Consider the following 7,853-nt stretch of genomic DNA (forward strand, 5'->3'; position numbering starts at 1 on the left):
ATGTATCAACTACGTCAAAACATAGCCAAAACTCCGATCATCGGTCGGTTTTTTGTCCTGCTGCTATCCGGTTTGATGTTGCCGTTGGCGGCTCAGGCCAATGAGCCAGGCTTGACCTTAGCCTCGGCGATTGAACGGAGTTTTCAGGCTCACCCTGAGCTGGGGGCGTTTCAATATCGCAGGAAGATAGCCGAGGGGAACGTGATGCAGGCCGGTGTTGGGACGAAGCCAACGCTGGACTTACAAATTGAGGACGGCTTCGGCTCCGGCCAATATGCCGATGCCGAAAACCTGCAAACGACCCTGGGTATCAGCTGGGTATTGGAAGGTGAGCTACTGGATCAGCGTCAGCACAGCGCTCGCCAAGGCAGTACCTTACTGGATATTGACTACCAGATTACCCGGCTCGATGTGGCGGCGGAAACGGGGCGGCGATTCATGGCCCTGTTGGCATTGCAGCAACAAAGCGCGTTGGCCGAGCAGGCGTTGGCGATGGCGCAGCGAACCGTGAAAGAGTTGCGGCAGCGTGAACAGGCAGGTAAGACCTCGGCGGTGGATTCACTCCGCGCGAAAGCTGCCATGGCCCGTTACGCATTGGCGGTCGAAGATTTGGAACATGAAATGCGCAGCCAACGCCGAGAGTTAGCGGCGTTGTGGCAGCGGCGCGGCATGAGCGAAGCCTTACTTGGCGATTTAGCCGCACCGCGAGTGGATATTGATTTCACTGCTTTAAGTACCGCCCTTAACCGCAATCCCTACGTTGAGCGATTGCTGACCCAGAAGAGGATCAGTCAGTCTGAGTTGGCCTTGGCCAAAGCTGAAGCGAAGTCTCGTTGGCGTATCTCTGCAGGTGTGCGCCGCTTTGAAGCCACTGATGACGTGGCGCTGGTTGCCTGGCTGAGCATCCCTCTCGGTGGCCAGAGTAGGTCACAGGGTCGATTTGATAGCTTGCAGGCAGAGGCTGATTTACAAGCTGCGAACGCCAAGGCCCTGCGCCTTGAATTGGAGGCGCGTCTGTATGTGCTGGTTCAGGAGTATCAACACGCACGTCACGTCGCTGAGTCTCTGCGGCAGGACATCCTTCCAAGTCTAAAGTTGGCGCTGAGTGAGGCAGAACGAGGCTACCAACTGGGTCGCCATACTTATCAGGAGTGGGCGGCAGTACAGCGAGAATGGCTGACAGCCCGTGAAGACCTGCTGGATAGCCAACTCTCCGCCCAACTCACCTATCTGGAAATTGAACGCCTGACCGGCGCACCCACTCTTTTAATAAATGAGGTAACTCCATGAAGCGCTTAACTGGACGTGCACTGCTGGTGTCGTGCGTCGCCATCGGCATGATAGCCCCCCTGCAACTCACCTGGGCTGCAGGGGGCAATGAAGCTGAGGCCGTGGCCGAGCCGGAAAAAGGCCCGCACCGGGGAAGAATGCTTCGGGACGGCGATTTTGCTCTGGAATTGTCGATTTTTGAAACCGGCGTGCCACCGGAGTTTCGCGTCTGGTTAACGGACGGGGGTAAGCCGATTGCACCGGAGGCGGTGGATCTTAGCGTCACGCTGACCCGACTGGGTGACAAAAAAGATGTGATTCAATTTCGCCCGCAGGATGATTTTTTACGCGGTGACATGGAAATTTACGAACCTCATTCCTTCGTTGTTACCGTCGTGGCCCGATACGCTGGCAACACCCATAGCTGGGAATACGATAATTTTGAGGGACGTACCCGTATCGCTGATGATGTCGCCGATGCCATGGGTATTGGTACGGCAAAGGCCGGAGGCGCGACCCTGGTACAACGGGTGCCCGCCTTTGGTCGCATTATTGCGGACACTAATGCAGAGCAACGGGTCTTCGCTCGCTTTGACGGTGTCATAACCCGCATTCATGTTGGCTTGGGGCAAGTCGTCAATAAAGGGGACGCGCTGGTCACCATCGAAAGTAATGAAAGCCTCAAGCCCTACACGCTCAGAGCAAGCCTGTCAGGTGAGGTGGTGGCGTTACCCGCCAACGTGGGTGAGGTCACGGCTGGACGAAGCTTGCTAACGCTGTTGAATCCGGAGGCACTGCTTGCTGAGCTGGAGGTTTTTCCTACCGATCTTAAACGCCTCAAGCCCGGTAAGACAGTGTTGCTCAACGCCGAAGGCGAAACCATTAAGGGCGTGATTGCACATATTCCTCGAACACTCAATGTCATGCAGGCGGCCTCAGTACGGGTGGCCATCAATGGTGATACCGCCTCGCTGCGGGCAGGGCAGTTCATCAAAGGTGAACTGGAGGTGGATCGGTTTGAGGTACCCCTTGCGGTGAAACGAAGTGGCTTGCAGGGCTTCCGTGACTTCACCGTGGTCTATGCCAAAGTCGGGCAGCAGTACGAGGTACGCATGCTTGAGCTGGGGCGTGAAGCGGGTGAATGGGTCGAGATTCTCGGGGGGCTGGAGCCCGGCACGGAATACGTGACCGACAACAGCTATGTCATCAAAGCCGATATTGAAAAATCCGGCGCCTCCCACGACCACTAAGGACTCATCATGTTAGATGCGATACTGCGATTTTCCCTCGCCCGCCGCACACTGATCATGGTGTTGGTCTTGGCCCTGTGTGGCGTTGGTATTTGGAATTTTCAGCGACTGCCGATTGACGCCGTGCCGGACATCACCAATGTACAGGTGATGATCAATACCGAGGCGCCGGGCTACACCCCCTTGGAAGTGGAGCAGCGGGTCACCTTTGCCATCGAAACCGCCATGGCGGGGCTGCCTTCCCTCGAATACACCCGGTCAGTGTCTCGCTACGGACTTTCACAGGTCACCGTGGTGTTTGCCGAAAATACCGATATTTACTTTGCCAGGCAGCTGGTGAATGAGCGCCTTGCCGCTGCGAGGGCGCGCTTGCCCGACGGCTTGGAGCCAGAGCTGGGGCCCATTGCCACCGGCCTGGGTGAAATCTTCATGTTTACTGTGGACGCTGAGCCCGGTGCGACTGGCCCCGATGGTGAAGCGATTACCCCTACCGATTTACGCAGTGCCCACGACTGGATTATTCGTCCCCAACTGCTTCGCGTACCTGGCGTGGTCGAGGTGAATCCGATTGGTGGTTACAAGCGCGAAATTCTGATCGGGCTGCTGCCGGAAAAAATGCTCGCCTTTGGTATTAGCCAGCAGGAGTTGGTGAACGCCGTGGCGGACAATAATCAGAATCGCGGTGCTGGTTTTGTCGAGCAGCGGGGTGCCCAGTGGCTGTTACGGGTTCCGGGTCAGGCGGAATCCATTGAGGATATTGCCAATATTGTTGTTAAATCCCGTGATGGTGTGGCAGTGAAGGTTGGCGACATCGCTACGGTCGGCGAGGGGCAGGAGCTGCGTACCGGGGCCGCGACCCAGAATGGCCGCGAAGTGGTGATGAGCACAGTCTTCATGCTGGTTGGTGAAAATAGTCGAACCGTCGCAAAAGGCGTGGCGGAGAAGCTCAAAGAGATCAATGCCAGTTTGCCCGACGGCATTACCGCCAGCGCAGTCTACGACCGAACCAAATTGGTGGATAAAACCCTGGCGACAGTGCGTACCAATCTGGTCGAAGGTGCCTTGCTCGTTATCGTAATTCTATTTCTTTTGCTGGGTAATCTGCGGGCGGCACTGCTCACCGCCGCCGTTATTCCCGTCGCTATGTTGATGACCATTACTGGCATGGTGCAAACCCGGGTATCGGCAAACCTGATGAGTTTGGGGGCGCTGGATTTCGGTTTGCTGGTGGATGGCGCCATTATTATTGTCGAGAATTGTCTGCGTCGATTGTCAGAGGCCAGTCGAGCCGGAGCCGGTAAAACCCTGCCACTTAGTGAACGCCTAGAGCTGGTTTTTGATGCCACCCGCGAAGTCATACGGCCCGCGTTGTTTGGTGTCTTTATCATCACCGCCGTTTATCTGCCCATCTTTGCGCTAGAGGGTGTTGAAGGGAAAATGTTTCATCCGATGGCGATCACGGTGGCGATGGCCTTATCAGCGGCGATGTTGTTGTCGATCACCTTTGTTCCCGCCGGTGTGGCTTTCCTGTTCAAGGCGCCGGTGGAAGAAAAGCCCCATCGCGGTTTTGACGCCACCCAGCGGCTGTATCGACAGGGCCTGGAATTCACCCTGTCTCATCGTGGGCCAGTGGTTATCGTTGCCGCGATCGCGGTCTTGCTTTGTGGCTGGCAGGCCACCCGTCTGGGCAGTGAATTTGTGCCGAATCTTGATGAAGGCGACATCGCCATGCACGCGCTTCGTATTCCCGGCACATCGTTGACACAAGCGGTATCCATGCAGCAAGCGCTGGAGGCCGAGATCAAAAAGCTGCCAGAGGTTGAGCGTGTCTTCGCCAAAATCGGTACCGCCGATGTGGCAACCGATGCCGTCCCGCCCAGCGTGGCTGACAACTTTATCATCCTTAAACCGCGTGACGAATGGCCCGATCCCGGCAAACCAAAAGCGCAAGTGGTCGAGGACTTAGCGACCCTCGTTGAACCAATTCCCGGCAGTCGCTATGAGTTTCTGCAACCGATACAAATGCGCTTTAACGAGCTGCTCTCGGGTGTCCGTGCCGAGCTAGCCATTAAGGTCTTTGGCGATGATCTATCGGTACTGACAGAAACCGGAGGAGCCATTGAGGGCGCCATCGCCAGTGTGCCCGGAATTGTGGATATCCAGATCGAACAGACGACCGGTTTGCAACTCCTGAGTCTGGAGCCCCGTCGAGAGCGGCTTGCACAATATGGACTGACATTGGAGGCCTTGCAGCGTCAGGTTGCTGCAGCCACCGGTGGCAAGCAAGCCGGGCTGTTCTATGAAGGCGACCGTTTTGCTGACATCGTCGTGCGCCTTCCAGAGGCTGAACGCAACAACGTCGATAAGCTCGCTTATTTGCCGATTCAACTGGAGGGAGGCGGTTATATTCCCCTCGGTGAGCTGGTGGCGTTTGACCTTCAAGAGGGTGTCAATCAGGTCAATAGAGAAAACGGCAAACGGCGTGTGGTGGTGACCGCCAACGTGCGTGGTCGAGATTTGGGGAGCTTCGTCCAGGACGTACAGACAGCGGTAGCCGAAGTTGAGATTCCCGCCGGTTATTGGGTGGAATATGGTGGCACCTACCAAAGCTTGCAGTCGGCGTCCCAGCGACTGAGTATCGTCGTGCCGGTTACCCTGATAATGATCATCGGCTTGCTGTTGCTGGCGCTGGGTTCGCTGAAGGATTCGTTGGTTATCTTCACTGGGATTCCTCTGGCGCTGACGGGGGGCGTTTTGGCACTTACCCTGCGGGGCATTCCATTTTCAATCTCGGCGGCGGTCGGCTTTATTGCGCTGTCAGGTATCGCCATCCTCAATGGGCTGGTAATGGTGTCGTTTATTCGTCAATTGCAGCGTGAGGGCGCGACGCTCCATTCCGCGACCATGGAAGGGGCTTTAACTCGCCTCCGGCCGGTCTTGACCACGGCCTTGGTGGCCTCCCTGGGCTTCGTTCCCATGGCCCTGAATACCGGAATCGGCTCGGAGGTTCAGCGGCCCTTGGCGACGGTTGTTATTGGCGGCATTATTTCGTCGACTCTGCTAACCCTGTTCGTATTGCCCGCGTTGTACCAGCTTCTTCACAAGGACAAAGCTAATGAAGTGTAAAAAAATTGCCGCTCAATTGACCCTGTTGTTCACGGGGTTAGTCATGAGCAGCACCCTGTTTGCCCATGGTATGTCTGAGGCAGATAAGCAGCGTATCCTCGATGCAGGTTATGACGAGTTCATCTGGCTTGGCGCCAGTCACATGCTCAGTGGCTATGACCACCTGTTGTTCCTGCTCGGTGTGGTGTTCTTTCTCAAGCGTTTTGGCGACATTGTTAAATTTATCACCGCCTTCACAGTAGGGCATTCCATCACCCTGGTGTTTGCGACGCTCTATGGCATTCAGGCCAATTATTTCCTGATTGATGCAGTGATCGCCCTGACGGTTTGCTACAAGGGATTTGAAAACCTGGATGGCTTCAAGCGTTACATCGGCGTGAAAGCCCCGAGCTTGATCTGGATGGTATTTGGTTTTGGCCTGATCCACGGCTTCGGCCTATCAACACGACTGCAACAGTTGCCATTGGGTGATCACGGTCTGGTAATGAAAATTCTGGCGTTCAATGTCGGGGTTGAAATCGGCCAGATCGTGGCGCTGTCAGTCATGCTGCTGGTCATCGCGATGTGGCGTAGCCATACGTCCTTCGCCCCTTTCAGCCGCATTGTGAATGGCGGGCTGATTGTCATTGGCGCTTTGTTGCTGGTGCATCAGCTGCACGGGTATCAACACAGCGTTTATGCCGACGACTTTCCATTAAACAGAGATGATCACAGTCACGCCCATGAAGATATGCGATCAAGCGCATTGGAGTCATATCCGCGCCGACTGAATCTGGCACCTGAAATGGCGCCGCGCTCTCAGCCGGAGTCCCCTGTGGCAGAGCAGGAAGAAGTCTACGAGGAATACCATGATCATGGCGACGGCCATTATCACAGTCACTGATAACCGAGAGAGGAACGTAATAATGCGATTTTTAGCAGTGCTTTTATTCTCTGCCTTCATCACACAGCAGGCTGTTGCTCATGGCAATCACCGTCCTACGGTAACCCGAGATCAAGCGTTAGCGATTGCGGTGAACATATCTAAGCAGTTTGCCGGTTCCGACCCGCAATTAGGCTTTGGTGCCTTGCCAGAAAGCTGGAGCAATGTTTCGACCACTGATGCTAATATTTTTCAACGCGGGCAAGGCTACTACATTGTAAAAGTGGTTAATGAAGATGAAGGGCAACCCCTCTACGTTCTGATATCAGAAAGCGGTGAGGTCTATGATGCTAACTTAACCGGAAATTTTACTTCTTTGAAATGAGGCGTCATCATGCCCGCATACTTTTTCATAGCAAAAATCATCGTAGCGGCCATGGTTATAGGGTTTGCTTCGTGGCTGTCTGACAAGAAACCGGTTCTGGCCGGTTTCCTAGTCGCTTTGCCGTTAGTGTCTATCCTCGCAATTCTGTTTTCATATCTAGAACACCGCGACGCGGAAAGTTCAATTACCTTTGCGAAAAGCATTATGCTGGGTGTGCCTGCATCCTATTTTTTCTTTATGCCTTTCTTTTTTGCGGAACGAATGCAGTTAGGGTTTGACCTTTCCCCCGATTTTGGAACCATGACCAAGATGAGATTTCCAGTTAACCTAACGGGATGGAGATCTCAGTATGAAGAAGCGATACAGCGACGAACAAATCATCAAGGCCATCAAAGAGCATGAGGCTGGAGCCAAGGTTGAAGACATCTGTCGCAACCTGGGGATTTCAACTGGCACGTTCTACAACTGGCGTAGCAAATTCGCCGGGATGGAAGTTAACGAGGCCAAGCGGCTACGTGAACTGGAGAGCGAGAACAACAAGCTTAAGAAGTTATTAGCCGACAAGCTCCTTGAAGTTGAAGCGATGAAGGATGTGCTGTCAAAAAAGTGGTGAAGCCCGTCGGTCGCAAGCAGGTAGCCAAACACATGATCCTTGAACATCGCATCAGTGAACGAGCAGCCTGTCGATTAGCGGGCATCAGCAGGACGGCCTATCGCTATCAGGCGAGACCAAGTAACGATGGAGCTCTGAGAGCACGGCTAAAGGAATTGGCGGTTGAACAGTCTGCTTATGGCTATCTGCTTCTACATGGCCTTCTCAAAGCTGAAGGGCTAGTTGTTAATAAGAAGCGTACGTACCGGATATACGTAAGCGCTCAACAAACCCCGCTCTTGCGCTCAGTCGTTTTCTAATCTCCCGTCGATAACAGGCGACTGCCCCGCATCTTTTATCGCCGAGAGC

At 54.5% G+C, this 7,853-nt stretch carries 6 protein-coding genes and 1 pseudogene; all 7 read left to right on the plus strand.

What is annotated here, in order from left to right; genetic code table 11:
• A complete protein-coding gene (locus HNR64_RS11390) occupies positions 1-1,290 on the plus strand; it encodes a TolC family protein (protein WP_204996576.1) in 1,290 nt (429 codons plus the stop codon).
• Complete coding sequence (locus tag HNR64_RS11395; RefSeq protein ID WP_204996577.1) at positions 1,287-2,519, plus strand: efflux RND transporter periplasmic adaptor subunit; 1,233 nt, start codon at positions 1,287-1,289, stop codon at positions 2,517-2,519. Before HNR64_RS11390 ends, HNR64_RS11395 begins: the two co-directional genes overlap by 4 nt.
• 9 nt (positions 2,520-2,528) lie before the next feature.
• Positions 2,529-5,645, plus strand: coding sequence for an efflux RND transporter permease subunit (locus HNR64_RS11400; RefSeq protein WP_204996578.1), 3,117 nt, complete (start codon positions 2,529-2,531; stop codon positions 5,643-5,645).
• On the plus strand, positions 5,635-6,528 hold the full coding sequence (locus HNR64_RS11405) for a HupE/UreJ family protein (RefSeq protein ID WP_204996579.1): 894 nt from the start codon (positions 5,635-5,637) through the stop codon (positions 6,526-6,528). Before HNR64_RS11400 ends, HNR64_RS11405 begins: the two co-directional genes overlap by 11 nt.
• A 22-nt stretch (positions 6,529-6,550) precedes the next feature.
• Positions 6,551-6,892 carry a DUF6488 family protein gene (locus tag HNR64_RS11410; RefSeq protein ID WP_204996580.1) on the plus strand — a complete coding sequence of 114 codons (342 nt, stop codon included), beginning with the start codon at positions 6,551-6,553 and terminating at the stop codon, positions 6,890-6,892.
• Between the two features lie 9 nt (positions 6,893-6,901).
• Positions 6,902-7,294, plus strand: a complete 393-nt coding sequence (locus tag HNR64_RS11415) for a hypothetical protein (protein WP_204996581.1) — start codon at positions 6,902-6,904, stop codon at positions 7,292-7,294.
• Positions 7,242-7,759, plus strand: a pseudogene (locus HNR64_RS11420) (transposase); the annotation flags it as partial. The gene HNR64_RS11415 and the pseudogene HNR64_RS11420, both read left to right, overlap by 53 nt.
• Between the last annotated feature and the right edge of the window lie 94 nt (positions 7,760-7,853).

The organism is Spongiibacter marinus (assembly GCF_016906995.1).
Lineage (GTDB): Bacteria > Pseudomonadota > Gammaproteobacteria > Pseudomonadales > Spongiibacteraceae > Spongiibacter > Spongiibacter marinus.